This is a genomic window from Micromonospora sp. NPDC048063 (genome assembly GCF_043202855.1).
GTDB lineage: Bacteria > Actinomycetota > Actinomycetes > Mycobacteriales > Micromonosporaceae > Micromonospora.
This window is the reverse complement of sequence record NZ_JBIDBG010000012.1, coordinates 180,527-195,386: the sequence shown is the minus strand read 5'-3', so window position 1 is coordinate 195,386 and position 14,860 is coordinate 180,527. Positions and strand designations below refer to the sequence as shown.

Annotated in this window: 18 protein-coding genes; 12 read left to right on the top strand and 6 right to left on the bottom strand. The window is 74.5% G+C overall.

The genetic code is table 11. The annotated features are described in order from the left end of the window. Nucleotides 1-73 precede the first annotated feature (73 nt). The 5 genes from ACGFZ2_RS26065 to pheA all read left to right on the top strand — a co-directional run bounded on the left by ACGFZ2_RS26065 (nucleotide 74) and on the right by pheA (nucleotide 3,546). A complete protein-coding gene (locus ACGFZ2_RS26065; RefSeq protein ID WP_393457762.1) occupies nucleotides 74-814 on the top strand; it encodes a hypothetical protein in 741 nt (246 codons plus the stop codon). A gap of 176 nt (nucleotides 815-990) precedes the next feature. Then, nucleotides 991-1,449, top strand: coding sequence for a hypothetical protein (locus ACGFZ2_RS26060; protein WP_393457759.1), 459 nt, complete (start codon nucleotides 991-993; stop codon nucleotides 1,447-1,449). A gap of 75 nt (nucleotides 1,450-1,524) precedes the next feature. Further along, nucleotides 1,525-1,917 carry an ACT domain-containing protein gene (locus ACGFZ2_RS26055; RefSeq protein WP_393259436.1) on the top strand — a complete coding sequence of 131 codons (393 nt, stop codon included), beginning with the start codon at nucleotides 1,525-1,527 and terminating at the stop codon, nucleotides 1,915-1,917. Between the two features lie 156 nt (nucleotides 1,918-2,073). Further along, entirely contained in the window at nucleotides 2,074-2,580 is a 507-nt protein-coding gene (locus ACGFZ2_RS26050; protein WP_393457792.1) for a hypothetical protein, read from the top strand. Between the two features lie 9 nt (nucleotides 2,581-2,589). Next, entirely contained in the window at nucleotides 2,590-3,546 is a 957-nt protein-coding gene (pheA, locus tag ACGFZ2_RS26045; protein WP_393457756.1) for a prephenate dehydratase, read from the top strand. 81 nt (nucleotides 3,547-3,627) lie between these two features. On the opposite strand, the gene ACGFZ2_RS26040 is transcribed toward pheA, so the two are convergent. The 3 genes from ACGFZ2_RS26040 to ACGFZ2_RS26030 all read right to left on the bottom strand — a co-directional run bounded on the left by ACGFZ2_RS26040 (nucleotide 3,628) and on the right by ACGFZ2_RS26030 (nucleotide 5,383). Beyond that, nucleotides 3,628-4,350 carry an AIM24 family protein gene (locus ACGFZ2_RS26040; protein WP_350678421.1) on the bottom strand — a complete coding sequence of 241 codons (723 nt, stop codon included), beginning with the start codon at nucleotides 4,348-4,350 and terminating at the stop codon, nucleotides 3,628-3,630. Between the two features lie 144 nt (nucleotides 4,351-4,494). Next, nucleotides 4,495-4,839: a metallopeptidase family protein gene (locus ACGFZ2_RS26035; protein ID WP_350702725.1), complete on the bottom strand. Its 345-nt coding sequence runs from the start codon at nucleotides 4,837-4,839 to the stop codon at nucleotides 4,495-4,497. Nucleotides 4,840-4,951: 112 nt separating this feature from the next. Next, nucleotides 4,952-5,383 carry an OsmC family protein gene (locus tag ACGFZ2_RS26030; protein WP_350702569.1) on the bottom strand — a complete coding sequence of 144 codons (432 nt, stop codon included), beginning with the start codon at nucleotides 5,381-5,383 and terminating at the stop codon, nucleotides 4,952-4,954. Between the two features lie 112 nt (nucleotides 5,384-5,495). On the opposite strand from ACGFZ2_RS26030, the gene ACGFZ2_RS26025 reads away from it, so the two are divergent. After that, nucleotides 5,496-6,242, top strand: a complete 747-nt coding sequence (locus ACGFZ2_RS26025) for a hypothetical protein (protein WP_393457753.1) — start codon at nucleotides 5,496-5,498, stop codon at nucleotides 6,240-6,242. Between the two features lie 86 nt (nucleotides 6,243-6,328). Here ACGFZ2_RS26025 and ACGFZ2_RS26020 read toward each other — a convergent pair whose 3' ends face one another. Then, nucleotides 6,329-6,850 (bottom strand): GNAT family N-acetyltransferase, encoded by a 522-nt coding sequence (locus ACGFZ2_RS26020; protein ID WP_393457750.1) that lies wholly within the window; start codon nucleotides 6,848-6,850, stop codon nucleotides 6,329-6,331. Between the two features lie 194 nt (nucleotides 6,851-7,044). Between ACGFZ2_RS26020 and ACGFZ2_RS26015 the strand changes: the two genes are divergently transcribed. Together ACGFZ2_RS26015 and ACGFZ2_RS26010 are read left to right on the top strand one after the other, a co-directional pair. Beyond that, nucleotides 7,045-7,866: an HAD family hydrolase gene (locus ACGFZ2_RS26015; protein ID WP_350678411.1), complete on the top strand. Its 822-nt coding sequence runs from the start codon at nucleotides 7,045-7,047 to the stop codon at nucleotides 7,864-7,866. After that, nucleotides 7,866-8,678 carry an HAD family hydrolase gene (locus ACGFZ2_RS26010; RefSeq protein ID WP_393457747.1) on the top strand — a complete coding sequence of 271 codons (813 nt, stop codon included), beginning with the start codon at nucleotides 7,866-7,868 and terminating at the stop codon, nucleotides 8,676-8,678. The genes ACGFZ2_RS26015 and ACGFZ2_RS26010 overlap by 1 nt, the downstream gene beginning before the upstream one ends. 31 nt (nucleotides 8,679-8,709) lie before the next feature. On the opposite strand, the gene ACGFZ2_RS26005 is transcribed toward ACGFZ2_RS26010, so the two are convergent. Further along, entirely contained in the window at nucleotides 8,710-9,312 is a 603-nt protein-coding gene (locus tag ACGFZ2_RS26005) for a bacterial proteasome activator family protein (RefSeq protein ID WP_357697925.1), read from the bottom strand. A gap of 83 nt (nucleotides 9,313-9,395) precedes the next feature. Here ACGFZ2_RS26005 and ACGFZ2_RS26000 point away from each other — a divergent pair, with 83 nt between their 5' ends. Continuing rightward, nucleotides 9,396-10,193, top strand: coding sequence for an alpha/beta hydrolase family protein (locus tag ACGFZ2_RS26000; RefSeq protein ID WP_393457744.1), 798 nt, complete (start codon nucleotides 9,396-9,398; stop codon nucleotides 10,191-10,193). Nucleotides 10,194-10,272: 79 nt separating this feature from the next. Next, a complete protein-coding gene (locus ACGFZ2_RS25995; RefSeq protein ID WP_393457741.1) occupies nucleotides 10,273-11,469 on the top strand; it encodes an ABC transporter substrate-binding protein in 1,197 nt (398 codons plus the stop codon). Between the two features lie 83 nt (nucleotides 11,470-11,552). Here ACGFZ2_RS25995 and ddaH read toward each other — a convergent pair whose 3' ends face one another. Next, the gene (gene ddaH / locus ACGFZ2_RS25990) at nucleotides 11,553-12,386 is read right to left on the bottom strand and encodes a dimethylargininase (protein ID WP_393259448.1); all 834 of its coding nucleotides are present in this window, start codon (nucleotides 12,384-12,386) and stop codon (nucleotides 11,553-11,555) included. A 59-nt stretch (nucleotides 12,387-12,445) separates the two neighbouring features. Between ddaH and ACGFZ2_RS25985 the strand changes: the two genes are divergently transcribed. Beyond that, the gene (locus ACGFZ2_RS25985; RefSeq protein WP_350702553.1) at nucleotides 12,446-12,904 is read left to right on the top strand and encodes an Lrp/AsnC family transcriptional regulator; all 459 of its coding nucleotides are present in this window, start codon (nucleotides 12,446-12,448) and stop codon (nucleotides 12,902-12,904) included. A 96-nt stretch (nucleotides 12,905-13,000) separates the two neighbouring features. Further along, nucleotides 13,001-14,857: a beta-propeller domain-containing protein gene (locus ACGFZ2_RS25980; RefSeq protein ID WP_393457738.1), complete on the top strand. Its 1,857-nt coding sequence runs from the start codon at nucleotides 13,001-13,003 to the stop codon at nucleotides 14,855-14,857. The last annotated feature ends 3 nt before the right edge of the window (nucleotides 14,858-14,860 follow it).

The following is a 14,860-nucleotide window of genomic DNA, read 5'->3' as shown; positions in this document are numbered from 1 at the left end:
TTGCCGACACGGGGGACTGGCAACGTAGGGTAGTGAGGACATAACTTCGAGGGACCTTTTGCCGGAGGTCGCGATGACTGTCTTTCCCGCTCGTCGAACCGTACCGTCCGCCCGGGCACTGCCGCCCGCGGCGGTGCCACATCCCCGCGTGGAGTCGCCGGGGGTGCTCGCGCCGGTCCGTCCGTCCCCGTTGGAGTGGGCCCGCCGCCGTCGGGCGGAGCGGGGCGCCCGCCGGCTGGAGGCGGCCGGCGCGCGGGCGCTCGGCCAGCTCGACCACCTCGGGCCCGCCTGGCACGTCATCGAGTGGCCCCGCACGGACGTGTCCGACCTGTTGCTCGACCACGAGCGCGACGAACGCGCCGGCTTCCTCGCCATCGGGCCGAGCGGGCTCTTCGCGGTCACCATCGCCGACCACGGCCGGGCCCGGGTGCTCGTCGCCGGCGACGTGGTGCAGATCAACGGCAAGCGACCGCCCTACGTGGCGGAGGCCCGCCGCGACGCCAAGCGCGCCAGCAAGGCGCTCTCCGACGCGGTGGGGCTGCCGATCCCGGTGACGCCGGTGCTGACGTTCGTCGGCTCCGGCGTCATCAGCGTCTACGGCCTGCCGAAGGACTGCCTCATGGCCACCCACCGCGAGCTGGACCGCCTGCTCGTCGCCGGGGGCAGCCGGATCAGCCCGGCCACCGCCGAGAAGCTGTCCCGGGTCGCCCAGCACCCGGGCACCTGGATGAACGGCTCCTACCGGCCGGCCGCCGACTACCGGTGGTACGAGGACGGCCGAACGGCCGCTGACAAGCCGGCCGGCCGGCGGTAACGTCACCGGCGACGCCACGCGGCCCGGATGCCGGTCGGCACCCGCCGGTCGCGCCGTCGCCGGCCGCCCGGTCGGGGCACCCCGTCACCACCGGCGCCCGGTGGCCGCGGCGCGGTCGGCGACATCCGCGGCGACCGGCTAGCGTGGACAGACCGTCGGTGTACATAGGAGGCGCGGTGGCCCACGTCGAACTCTCGCTCTCTGAAGTGTTCGCGCCGGCGGCGGGGACATCGACAGGGCTGGGGTCCGACAACTTCGGGCAGTGGTCGTCGACCGTCTCCCACGCCGACGAGCCGTGCCTGCTGATCGACGCCGAGACGAGAGTGATCGCCGTCTCCGCCTCGGGCTGCGAGCTGCTCTGCCTGGGCACCCCGGAGGACGTGATCGGGCTGCCGCTGCTCGACGGCGGGCTCCGGCTGCTCGACTTCACCGCCAACCGGGGCGAGCTGACCGAGCCCGAGATCGACAAGATCCCGCCGCTGCTGGCCCTGTCCTCCGGGCGCCTGGCCCGAGGGCTGCTCCGGGTCCAGGCCGCGTCGGCCGACCGGCCGGACTCGACCGTGGACGCGATCTCCACCCCGGTGCTCACCGACGGTTCGGTCGCCGGTTCCCTCACGTTCTTCTCCGAGGTCTGACCTGCGGCGGGATGTGGTGTTCGCCGCACGCGGCGAATCTGGGGCGGGCGCTCTCCGAGGCCGTAAGGTGCCCTCATGCTCGATATCGCTCTGCTGCCGGGGGAGTACGCCGTGTGCCGGATGGCCGCCGGCTCCGCCCTGCCGCCCGAGCTGACGGGCGGGCTGAGCGGCGGCGACGTCGTCACGGTGAGCTGGACCGCCGACGGGATCTCACTGATCTGCCCCGCCGACCGGGTGCCGGAGCAGGCCGCCACGGAGACGGCCTGGCGCTGCCTGTGGGTCGCCGGGCCGCTCGACCTGGCGGTGAGCGGCACCCTCGCCGCACTGGTGGACCCGCTCGCCGCCGCCCGGGTCAGCGTGGTCGCCTTCTCGACGTACGACACCGACTACCTGCTGGTTCCCTCGGTACGCCTCGGCGAGGCGACCGCCGCGCTGGAGCGGGCCGGCCACCGGGTCCTCCTCGCCTGACCTTCACCCGGCCGCCGGTTCCTCCTAGGATGGGCTCGGCCTCCCGGCCGCAGCGACGCTCCCCGATGTCCCGAGGATCGGCCCGTGCCGCCCACCCCCTCGCGCCCCGCCGCCCCCGACCACCCGACCGGCCGCCCCGTCCGGCGCGGCCGGCTCCTGGCCGCCGTGCTGCTGGCCGCGGTGCCGCTGGCCGGCTGCGGCACGCCGCCCGAGCTGCGGAACACCGCCCCCACCACCGCCCCGAGCCGCGCCGCCCCGAGCCCGGCCGGCACACCCACCTTCGCACCGACCTCGCCCCCCGCCACCGGCCTGCCCGGGGCGGCCACCCCGACCGCCGACTCCGGCCTGGTCGCGGTGCCGTGCACCGACGGCCCCTCCGGGAAGCGGGTCGTCGACCTGGTGCGCGGCCGGGGCGGGGTGCTCCCGAACGGCGCCCGGGTGCGGGTGCGGACCGGCCCGCTCTGCGCCGGCGGGTGGCACTACACGGTGCTCGACGTGACCGGGCACGAGGACCTCCAGGTGGTCACCGAGGGCCGGGCGGGCGCTCCGCGGCTGGTCACCGCCGGCACCGACGTCTGCACGGTCGAGGTCCGGGCCGCCGGGCCGCCCGGCATCCGAACCCTGGTCTGCGACGGCGGGTCGGCCGGCATACCGGGTGCGTAGGCTGTCGCCATGCCGGGAACACCGCCGACGCGCTTCGTCTACCTCGGGCCCGAGGGCACCTTCGCCGAGCAGGCGCTGAACACCATCTCCGCCGCCGAACGGGGCAGCCGCGCACCGGCCCGCAGCGTGCCGGAGGCGCTGGACGGCGTACGGGCCGGGGAGGCGGACGCCGCCCTGGTGCCGCTGGAGAACTCGATCGGCGGCGCGGTCGGGGTGACCCTGGACGAGTTGGCCGAGGGGGAACCTCTGGTGATCACCCGTGAGGTGATCCTGCCGGTCGAGTTCGTGCTCGCCGCCCGGCCCGGCACGGCGCTCGCGGGGGTCCGCAACGTCGCCGCCCATCCGCAGGCGTCCACCCAGTGCCGGGGTTGGCTGCGCGCCCACCTGCCGGACGCGGTCGTGGTCGACGTGCTCTCCAACGGCGCGGCCGCGGCCGGTGCCGCCGCCGGCGAGTACGACGCGGCGATCTGCACCCCGATCGGGGCCACCCGGCACCGGCTCGACGTGCTCGCCGACAAGATCGCCGACCACCCGGACGCGGTGACCCGCTTCGCACTGGTGTCCCGCCCCGGCCCGCCCCCGCCGCCGACCGGTGACGACGTGACCTCGCTGGCGGTCTACATCGCCCACGACCGGGTGGGCGCGCTGCTGGCGGTGCTGATGGAGTTGGCGGTCCGGGGCGTCAACATGAGCCGGATCGAGTCCCGCCCGACCGGCGAGGCGCTCGGCCGGTACGTCTTCTTCCTCGACTGCACCGGGCACGTGGCGGACGTCCGGCTCGGGGAGGCGTTGCAGGGGCTGCGCCGGGTCTGCGCCGACGTGCGTTTCCTGGGCTCGTACCCCCGGCACCGCTGGACCGCGGCGGCGGGCGACCGGCCGGTTCCCGCGCCGCCCGGCCTCTCGGACGCCGACTACGCCGACGCCGCCGCCTGGCTGGCCCGCCTGCGCGCCGGCGACCTCACCTGACGCGACACCGCCCCCGATCGCGGCGGACCCGGCGGGGCCGGGCGAGACGCGGGCGGGGGCGGTGCGCGTGCGGGGCGCGGGTCAGCTGAGCAGGCCGCCGAGCAGGCCGCCCTGCTGCTCCTGGGCGCCGCTGCCCATGATCGGCGGCTCCTCGGAGGGCTGCACGACGACGAAGCCCTGGCCGGCGAAGCTCATCGTGAACGCCTCGCCGGTGCGCCGGCCGAGCAGCGTGCCGAGGCCGAGCTGCTCCGCCCGGTGGTAGCCGGTCTGGAGGTTGGCCGACCAGCAGACCGCCGCCTGCGGGTCGACGTAGGTGGGCGCGTCGACGTTGAGCACGACCGGCGTGCCCTTGGTGGTGATGGCGATCCGACCGTGGCCGGTGAAGACGCAGTTGAACAGGCCCGACGAGGAGGCCATGCCGGCCCCGCCGACCATCCGGATGTCGTACTGGAGGGTGGAGTCGAACGCCAGCACGCTGGAGCCGTTGATGGAGAGCGCGTCGCCCGGCTCCAGGTCGATGACGTGCACGTCCTTGGCGAAGTCGGCGAGGAAGACGTCACCCCGGCCGGTGACCTTCATCAGCGGGACGCCCTCGCCGGTCAGCTTCTGCTTGAGGAACTTGCCGAGCCCCCCGGAGCCGAGCGCCTGGAACTGCACCTGCCCCTGGTAGGCGACCATCGACCCGACGCGGGCCATCGCCTCGCCGTTGAGTTCGATCTTCAACATCTTGGAGTTCTGCAGCCGCATGCCGGGCTGCGCGGACTCCTTCTCCAGGTTCTCCGCGGAGAAGAGCTCGCTGCGCATGGAAGTGCCTCCTGATTTCGCGATGCCTGGACCGACGGTAGGCGTACGCCGCAACCGCCGACCACCGGCCGACCGGCCCGGCCCGGACGCCGGTCGGCGCGGCCCCCGGCCCGCCCGCCGGTGGCGGCATCGGTCGCGCGCCCGCTAGCCCCAGCCCAGCTCGTGCAGCCGCTCGTCGTCGATGCCGAAGTGGTGGGCGATCTCGTGCACCACCGTCACCGCGACCTCGTCCACCACGTCCTCGTCGTCGTCGCAGAGGCGCAGGATCGGGTTGCGGTAGATGAGGATGCGGTCCGGCAGCACGCCGGAGTAGTCCCAGCCCCGCTCGGTGAGGGCGTGGCCCTCGTAGAGGCCGAGCAGGTCCTCGCCGGGGGGCGGGTCGTCCTCCACCAGGATCACGACGTTGCTCATCAGGGCGAGCAGTTCCTCGGGCACCTCGTCGAGCGCGTCGCCGACCAGCTCCTCGAAGCGCTCGCGGCTCATCTCCACCGGCACCCGCCCATTCTGCCCGACGGCGCGGCCCGCGCGGCCCGGCCAAGATCGGCGCGCCTCCACCGGAAGGGTGGCTCCCCGTGGAGGCGTACGCCGACGGAGGAGGCGGTCAGGAAGCGAGGCGGGCGGTCAGGGTGATCTGCGCGCCCGGGGAGAGCAGCCGCGAGATCGGGCAGTTCTCCTTGGCGGTCTCGGCGAGCTTGGTGAACTGCGCCTCGTCGATGCCCGGCACGTCGCCGACCGTGTCGAGCTCGATCCGGGTGACGGTGAACCCGGCGTCGGTCTTGTCCAGGTGGACCTTGGCGGTGGTCTCCACCGAGGAGGGCGGCGAGCCGGCCTCGGCGAGGGCCTTGGAGAACGCCATGGAGAAGCAGCCGGCGTGCGCCGCGCCGACCAGCTCCTCCGGGTTGGTGCCCTCACCCTCCTCGAAACGCGACTTGAAGGAGTAGTTACCCTCCAGCCCGCCCTTGCCGGTGCGGACCGTGCCGGACCCCTCGGTGAGGTTGCCCTGCCAACGTGCGGAAGCGGTACGGATAGGCATGCCCCCGACGCTATCGGAAAGGGCACCGACCGGCGACCGTTCACGCTCCGCGTCCCCGGGTGCGTACTGTGTCATGATTCGGCTCAGGCCCGCGAACGCGGAAGGGTGGCCGATGTCCCAGGATCTCCCCATTCCCCGCCAGGACCACCGGTCCGACGGCACCGCCGTCGTGGAGTGGGGCGGGGCGGAGGCGGCCCCCGCGGGCCGGCTCGGGCGTACGCTCTCCGGCCTGGGCCGGGACCACCGGCTGCCGCCGCTGCTGGCGGCGCTGGGCGCGGTGGCCGCCGTCGCCTCGCTGCTCGGCGAGTGGCAGGTGATGACGATCCCCGACGCCGGCCCGCAGGGCAACACGCCGGTGCGGGTGCCGGGCGGGGTGTCCGACATCGGCGGCTTCGGGGTCGGCTACCTGGTCGGGCTGCTGGCGCTGGCCTGCGCGGTGACGCTCGCGCTGCGCGGCACCGCTGCGGTGCGGCGCAATGTCCGGCTCGCCGGCCTGACCCTGGCCGGGGCACTGCTGGCGCTGCTGGCCGCGACCGCCGCCTCGCTGGACGAGGCGGGTCAGCGCGTCTTCTTCTACTCGACGGACGACGGGTTCCGGGTCGAGTACGGGCGGGGCCTGGTGGCGGCGTTCGTCGCGTGCGTGCTCTTCGCGGCGGCACTGAAGCTGGCCCCGGTCGGGGCGGCCACGCCGGACGAGGAGGCCGCCGACGAGGCAGCGGCCACCGACGAGGGGGAGCCGGTCGACCGGCGCCGCCGGAGTCTCAGGGCCCGCGACCTGGCGGACGACGCGCTGCCCCCACCGGCCGACCTCACGGTCGGGCCGGCCGTCCCCTTCGCCCGACCCGAGCCCCGGGACTGACCCGGCCGTCCGCCGCGCCCTCCCATCCGGCCCGCAGCCGCACCCGGCGCGCTCAAGCACCCGGCGCGCTCCGGCACCCGGCCCGCTCAGGGGGCGGCCCAGCGGACCTCGCCGTCGACCAGTTCGTCGGTGGCGCGCAGGCCGAGCCGCTCGGCCACCCGGGCGGAGGCCCGGTGGTCGGGGTGCACGTGCGCGACGAGCGCCGCGATGCCCTGCTCCGCCAGCCAGCCGACCATGCCGGCCGCGGCCTCGCCGGCGTAGCCGCGGCCCTGCCGCGGTGCCACGACCACCCAGGCCAGCTCGGCGACCGGCCGGTCGCCGTCGAGCCGCACGGTGGCCTGCACGGTCCCGACCGCGTCGCCGGTGTCCCGGTGCCGCACGACCCAGTTGAGCCAGCCCTCCCCGCCGTCCGGGGACCGCCCGACCGCCTGCCGGCGGTAGCGCTCCCGCAGCTGCTCGGGGTTCGCCGGGCTGCCGCCCGTGTACTCGTGCAGGGTCGGGTCGTCGAGGAGCGGGGCAAGTTCCTCGGCGTGGTCGACACGGAGGGGCTCCAGCAGCAGCCGCTCCGTGCCGATGATCTCCGCCACCGGCCAGTCCCGCTCTCCCATCCGCCCACCGTACGGCCGCCCCGCCGGACCGGGACGGGGACACCCGCGGGCCGTCGTCCGTTGGCACCGACTTCGCCCAAAGGCAATGGTCGGTACCTGCCGCGCGAGGTACGGTTGCTGCCCGCCGTCACTCAGGGTCGAGGCATCGACGACCGAAACGGCTGGTTGCGGCGGCGGCGGGCAAAGGAGGAACGATGACCCGCCCGGGCCTGCCCAAGCTGATCGCCACCGATCTCGACGGGACGCTCGTCCGCAGCGACGAGACCGTCTCCGCGTACACCCACGGGGTGCTGGACCGGGTGCGTGCCGCCGGGATCCCGGTGGTCGGCGCGACCGGCCGCGGTCCCCGGCTGGCCGAGCTCACCCGCAACGACATCCGCGCCGCCGACTTCCTGGTGATGGCGGGCGGCGGTCGCGTGGTCGACCAGAGCGACCCGGCCGGGCCGGTGGTGCTGCGCGACGAGCGCCTCCCCGCCGAGGTGCTGGCCACGCTGCTCGCCGACCTGGAGGTGGCGGTGGGGCCGCTGACGGTGATGGTCGAGGCGTCGGACGAGCACGACGCGCCGCTCTGGGGCGACTACCACCCGAGCTGGCCCTACCAGGACGCGTTCGAGGCGCGCAGCCGCGCCGAGTGCCTCTCCTGCGACGTGATCAAGGCGTTCGTCCGGACCGCCGACCACCACGTCGACGAGCTGCTCGCCGTCGCCCGGGAGGTCGTCCCGCCGGAGGTCGCCACGCTCACCCAGGCGGGGCTGGGCTTCGTGGAGATCTGCCCGCCGGGGGTGGACAAGTCCACCGGGCTGGCCGTCGTGGCGCAGCGGCTCGGCGTCGACCCGGCCGAGGTGCTGGTCTTCGGCGACATGCCCAACGACCTGCCGATGTTCGCGTGGGCCGGCTGGGCCCGGGTGGCGGTCTCCAACGCCCACCCGACGGTCCGCGCCGCCGCCGACGAGGTGACGCTGCGCAACGACGACGACGGGGTGGCGGTGTACCTCGATCGGCTACTGTCCCGCTGATGGGAGAAGCACCTCGGCTGATCGCCACCGACATCGACGGCACCCTGCTACGGGACGACCGCACCCTCAGCCCGCACACCGCCGACGTGCTGGCGCGGATCTCCGCGCGGGGCACGCCGGTCGTGCTGGTCACCGGCCGTCCGATCCGCTGGCTGAAGCTCGTGTACGACCAGCTCGCCGAGCCGCTGCCGGCGATCTGCGCCAACGGCGCGGTGGTCTACGACTCGGCCGCCGACGAGGTGCTCCGGGCCGACCCGCTCGCGCCGGAACTGCTCGCCGAGGTGGCCCGGCGGCTACGCGCCGAGGTGCCCGACATCAGCTTCGCCGTGGAGATCGTCGACAGCCGGCAGATGCGGCACGAGGCGCACTACCCGCTGCGCTGGGACGCCGACCACGAGGCGATCCGGGCGGTCGAGACCCCGGAGGAGCTGCTGTCGGCGCCGGCGGTGAAGCTGCTGGCCCGGGCCGCCGACCAGGACCCGGACGCCTTCGTCGCGCTGGTCGCCGGGGCGCTGGAGGGGCTGGCCGAGGCGACCCACTCGTCGTACTCGGGGCTGGTGGAGATCTCCGCCGCGGGCGTGACCAAGGCGGCCGGGCTGGCGTGGTACTGCGCCCGGCTCGGGATCGACGCCCGGGACGTGCTCGCCTTCGGCGACATGCCCAACGACGTGCCGATGCTGACCTGGGCCGGGCGGGGGGTGGCGGTGGCGAACGCGCACCGCGCCGTCCTGGCGGTCGCCGACGAGGTGACCTCGGCGAACTCGGCGGACGGCGTGGCGGCGTACCTGGAGAAGGTCTTCGGGGTGGGCTGACGGCCGGCCGTGGCCCGGCCGGCCGTCACGCTCAGAGGTACTGGCCGGTGCTGTGCCCCTCGCCACCCTGCGGCTGGCCCATGCCCGGCATGCCCGGCATCACGCCGCCGGGGCCGCTGGGCAGCGCCTGCCGGCCCGAACGCATCTGTTCGAGCTGGACCCGGGCGGCCATCTGCTGGGCGACCAGGGCCGCCTGGATGCCGTGGAAGAGGCCCTCCAGCCAGCCGACGAGCTGGGCGTGCGCGATGCGCAGCTCGCTCTCACTGGGCGCCTTCTCCTCGGTGAAGGGCAGGGAGATCCGCTCCAGCTCGTCCCGCAGCTCGGGGGCGAGCCCCTCCTTGAGCTCGACGATCGACCGCTCGTGGATCTCCCGCATCCGGTGCCGGCTGGCGTCGTCGAGCGGGGCGGCCTTGACCTCCTCCAGCAGCTGCTTGATCATGCTGCCGATCCGCATCACCTTGGCCGGCTGCTCGACCAGTCGGGTGGGGTCCTCGCCGGCGGCCTCGTCGGTCTGCACGGTGCCGACCGGCCGCCCGTCCGGGCCGACCACCACCACCGTTCCGGAGTGACCGGTGCCGTCCTGGCCCGGCTCGTCGTTCTGTCCAGCGGAGTGCGCTTCGGTCATGGGGTCCATCTTTACCCAGCCGCACGGCACACCGCGCCCGGGGACCGATCCCCGACGCCGGATCGGCGGGTGATCCGCGCTACGGTCGCGCCATGCCCGCCGACCCGCGCGCCGTGCTCAGCCGCCCCGCCCCGGCCCCGGACGCCGCCGTCTCCTACGGCGACCACCCGGACCAGGTCGCCGACCTGCGCCGACCCGCCGGGTCCGGTCCGGCCCGGCCGCTGGTCGTGGTGGTGCACGGCGGCTTCTGGCGGGCCGAGTACGACCGGCGGCACACCGACCCGCTGGCCGCCGCGCTGGCCGCGCTCGGCCACCCGGTGGCCCAGGTGGAGTACCGCAGGACGGGGCAGCCGGGCGGCGGCTGGCCCGGGACACTGACCGATGTGCTGACCGGCGTGACGGAGCTGCCCCGGCTGGCGGCCGAGGCGTTGCCCGGGCGGGTCGCCGCCGGGCCGCCGGTCCTGGTGGGCCACTCCGCCGGCGGGCACCTGGCGTTGTACGTGGCGGCGACCGCCCCGGCCGCCGTCGGGGGCGTGCTGGCCCTGGCCCCGGTGTCGGACCTCGCCGAGGCGTACCGGCTGGATCTGGACTCCGGGGCGGTGGCCGACCTGCTGGGCGGCGGCCCGGCCGACCTCCCCGACCGGTACGCCGCCGCCGATCCACGGTCGCTGGTGCCCATTCCGCTACGGACAGTAGTCGTGCATGGTGCGCTGGACGAGCAGGTGCCGGTGGCGATGAGTCGCGAGTTCGTCGCGGCCGACCGGGCGGCAGGTGGCGACATCGGCCTCGTTGAGCTGCCAGAATGCGAACATTTCGGGCTCATCGATCCGGAGTCGACGGCATGGCCGGAGGTCACGGCTGCTCTTCGATCTCTGCTGGAAGGTCGCTAAGCATTGACGGAGCGTCGCTGACCCGGTAGAACGCCGAGGGGGCGCGATCCGCCCTGCAACGCTCCCTGGAAGGAACCCGGTGTCGCAGATGAACCGCAGGCGGGCACTCCAACTGCTGGCCGCGCTCGGAACGGCGGGCCTCGCCGCCGGCTGCGGCACCGACACGGCCGAGGGCGAAGCGGCCGACGACGGAAGCCCGATCAAGATCGGCCTCATCGCGCCCACCAGTGGAGGTCTCAAGGCGATCGGCGACGAGATCACCAACGGCTTCCAACTCTTCCTCGACCTCAACGGAAACGGCCTGGGCGGGCACCCGGTCACCCTGCTCACCGCCGACGAGGGCGAGAGCGTGAAGACCGGCAAGGCCGCCGTCGAGGGGCTGCTGAAGCAGGGCGTGCTCGCCCTCACCGGCGTGGTCGACTCGAACGTCATGTTCGGCATCCGGGACACCGTCGAGCAGGCCCGGGTGCCGCTGATCGGCTCCAACGCCTCGCCGACCAGCCTCCAGAGCGTCGTCTACATCTGGCGGACGTCGTACGTGCTGGACGAGGCGGGCCGGGCACTGGGGCGCTACCTGCGGGAGCAGTTGGGATCCTCGGCGCGGCTGGCGATCGTCGCGCCGGAGAACGCCGGCGGCCAGGACGTGGTGCGGGGCTTCAAGCAGGAGTTCGGCGAGTCCGACCCGCGCATCAAGGACCCGGTGACCTGGACGGGCGTCTTCACCAACCCGTCGAAGTCCGCGTACCGGGCCGACATCCGCACGGCGCTGAGCCGCAAGCCCGACGCCGTGTTCTGCTTCTACGCCGGGCCGGCGGCGGTCGAGTTCATCAAGCAGCTCCGCATCGAGGGCTTCACCGGCAGGGTCTACGCCCCGGGCTTCCTCACCGAGGGCACGGTCCTGGAGAGCGTGAAGGCCGAGGATGCGACGGGCATCCAGACCGCCCTCAACTACTCGGCCGACCTGAACAACAACGCCAACCGGCGGTTCGCCTCCGCGTACCGCAAGAAGCACGGCACCTCGCCCACCACCTACGCCATGGCCTCGTACGACGCGGCACAGGTGCTCGACCAGGCCATCCGGATCGCCGGCGTGACGCCCAACCCGCAGCAGGTCAACCTGGCGCTCGGCAAGATCGGCCAGATCGACAGCCCGCGCGGGGTGTGGCAGTTCAACCAGCCGCGCACGCCGCAGCAGAAGTGGTACCTGCGCGAGGTGCAGCTCGACGGCCAGGTGCTGTCGAACGTGCTGGTCACGGAGCTGGCCACGCTCGGCTGAGCGCCCCGCACCACACGCGAGGGGGGCCGGCCTCCCCACCCGGGAGGCCGGCCCCCCTCGTCGTACGCCTCGCGCGGCTCGGCTCAGTGGCGCAGCTCGGCGATGCAGCACTTCACGCTGCCGCCGCCCTTCTTCAGCTCGGCCAGTTCGACGGGGACCGGGTGGTAGCCGGCCGCCTTCAGCTTCCCGGCCAGCCGGGTCGCCGCGCTGTTGAGCACCACGTTGAGCCCGTCGCTGACCAGGTTCAGGCCGAAGGCCAGCGCGTCCTCGTCGTCCGCGACCACCGCGTCGGGGAAGAGCTGGGCGAGCACCTTCTGGCTGGCCGCCGAGAAGGCGCCCGGGTAGTAGACGATGTTCTCGTCGTCGATCGACGCCAGCGCCACGTCCAGGTGGTAGAAGCGCGGGTCGACCAGGCGCAGCGACACCACCGGGCGGCCGAGCGCCTCCTGCGCCTCGGCGTGGGCCGGCAGCTCGGTGCGGAAGCCGTGCCCGGCGAGGACCAGCCCGCCGTGCGCCTCGGGCAGGTACGCGAAGTCGCCCTCGCCCTCGTTCGTCTCGCTCGGCGCGATGAACCGCCAGCCCTGCGACTCGTAGAACGCCCGGTGCGCGGCGGCCTCGGCGGCCCGCTGCTCGTGCTTGAACTGCGCGCCGTAGACGATGCCGTCGACCACGAACGCGCCGTTGGCCGCGAAGACCATGTCGGGCAGGCCCCGCTCGGGCGTGAGCAGGTGCACCTCGTGGCCGAGGCCGACCAGGGTCTCCCGCAGCCGGTCCCACTGCTTGACCGCCAGCTCCGGGTCGACCGGGGTGCTGACGTCCATCCACGGGTTGATCGCGTACTCGACCGCGAAGTGCTCCGGCGAGCACATGAGATATGTCCGCTTTCGCGGGACTCGCTGCTGGTTCACGGTGACCAAGGGTAGGTACCGTTGAACTTTGGTAACAGCCACAACCATTGCTTCCCAGAGGCGGAACGTTGCAGATAGATGCCGTAGACCAGCGGATCATTGCGTTGCTCGTCGCGGACGCCCGCGCCTCGTACGCGGACATCGGACAACGGGTGTCACTCTCCGCCCCGGCGGTCAAGAGACGGGTGGACCGGCTGCGGGCGGCCGGGGTGATCCGGGGTTTCACGGCGGTCGTCGACCCGGCCGCCGTCGGCTGGACCACCGAGGCCTTCGTCGAGCTGTTCTGCGCGGGCCGGACCACGCCGGCCCAGATCGGGGTCGCCACCCGCCGGCACCCGGAGGTGGTCGGCGCGTACACGGTCTCCGGCGAGGCCGACGCGCTCGTCCACCTGCGGGCCGCCGACATCGCGCACCTGGAGGCGGCGCTGGAGCGGCTGCGGGCCGAGCCCTTCGTGACCTCCACCCGCAGCACGATCGTGCTCTCCCGACTGGTCGAGTCCCCCGGCGTCGGGCCCTCCGGCGGCTGACCGCGCCGAGCCGACGGGCCCGGGGCGCGGCGGAAAGCGGCGCGGAAGGTCCGGGCGGGTCGGAACCACGCGCCGCGCGGCCGCGTCGAACCGGCCATGAGACGGGGAGCACACATCCTGGCGGCCGGCACGCTGGCCGCCCTCACCCTGCTCGGCGGGAGCGCGATTCCGCCGCTGCCCGGCGATCCGCCGCCACGGCACCTGCCGGCCGCGCCGGTGCTGGTCTCCTTCGACTCCTGCGCCGACGCGCTGGCCGGGCTGCGGGCCGCCGCCCGCGCGTCCGTCGGCCCGTGGGGATTCGGCGGCGGCTGGCGCACGGGGGTCGCCCTCAGCGCGGTCCCGGACGCCGCGCGGGCGGAGGCGGCGGCCGCCCCCGAGCACTCCACCACCAACAACCACGAGGCCGGCGCGGACGAGCCCGACCTGGTCAAGACCGACGGCCGGCGGATCGTCACGGTCAGCCGGGGGCTGCTGCGGGTGGTCGACCCGGCCGCCCGGCGGGAGACCGGGCGGGTCGACCTCACCGGGGCGCTGCCGGAGCTGAAGTGGGGGCAGCAGAGCCTGCTGCTGCACGGCGACCGGGCGCTGGTGCTGGCCCAGGTGGGCGCCGGCGGGGCCAGGGAGTTCGCCGGGTCGCGGATCGCCGGCGTACCGCGGCTGATCCTGGTCGACCTCGCGGGCCCGCCGCGGGTGCTCGGCACCTACCGCATGGACGGGAGCCTGGTCGACGCCCGGCAGACCGGGTCCACCGCGCGGGTCGTCGTCCGCACCCGGCCCCGGCTGGAGTTCCCGTACGCGAAGCGCGGCACCGACGCGGCGCGGACGGCGGCGAACCGGGCGGTCATCGACCAGGCCGGGGTGGAGGCGTGGCTGCCGGCGTACGAGTGGACGGCCGGCGCCCAGCGGCACACCGGGCGGGTCGGCTGCGACCGGCTGAGCAGCCCGCCCACCTGGTCCGGCACGTCGATGTTGACGGTGCTGAGCTTCGACCTGGCCGCCGACCGGCTCGGCGACGGCGACCCGGTCAGCGTCGCCGCCGACGCGACCACGGTCTACGGCACCGGCCCGAACCTCTACCTCGCGGGCAAACGCCCGGTCACGGGTCGGCCCGCCGGACCGCGCTGGGACCGGCCGGCGGGCGCACAGGTCACCGAGATCTACCAGTTCGACACCGGCGCGCCAGGCCGTCCCCGCTACCTCGCCGCCGGCACCGTGCCGGGGTCGCTCGTCAACCAGTACGCCCTCTCCGAGTGGCAGGGGCACCTGCGGGTCGCCACCACCACCGGCGATCCCTGGGGCGCCCGCCCAGGCTCCGAGTCCGGCGTGCACGTGCTGCGCCGGGACGGCGACGCGCTGACCCGGGTCGGCGCGGTCACCGGCCTCGGCCCGGGCGAGCGGATCTTCTCCGTGCGCTACCTCGGCGGCTCCGCGTACGTGGTCACGTTCCGGCGGACCGACCCGCTCTACGCGGTCGACCTGACCGACCCGACCGCGCCCCGGGTCACCGGCGAGCTGAAGATCACCGGGTACTCGGCGTACCTGCATCCGCTGCCGGACGGGCGGCTGCTCGGCGTGGGCCAGGAGGCCGACCGACGGGGGCGGACGCAGGGGCTCCAGGTCTCCCTGTTCGACGTCCGCGACCCGGCCCGGCCCGCCCGGCTCGACCAGTGGCACGTGCCCGGGCAGTACTCCGCGCTGGAGTACGACTCGCACGCCTTCCTGCACCGCCCGGAGACCGGCCTGGTCGCCCTCCCGGTCGGCGACGACGTACGCCTGCTGCGGGTCTCCGGGAGCGACATCGGCGAGGTCGGCACGGTGTCCCACCCCGGCGGGGCGGGCGCGGTGACCCGGTCGTTGCTGGTGGGTGACGTGCTCTGGACCGTCTCCGACGCGGGCCTGCGGGCCACCGATCCGACCACCGCCCGGAGCCTCGACTGGCTCCCTGTGACCTGATTC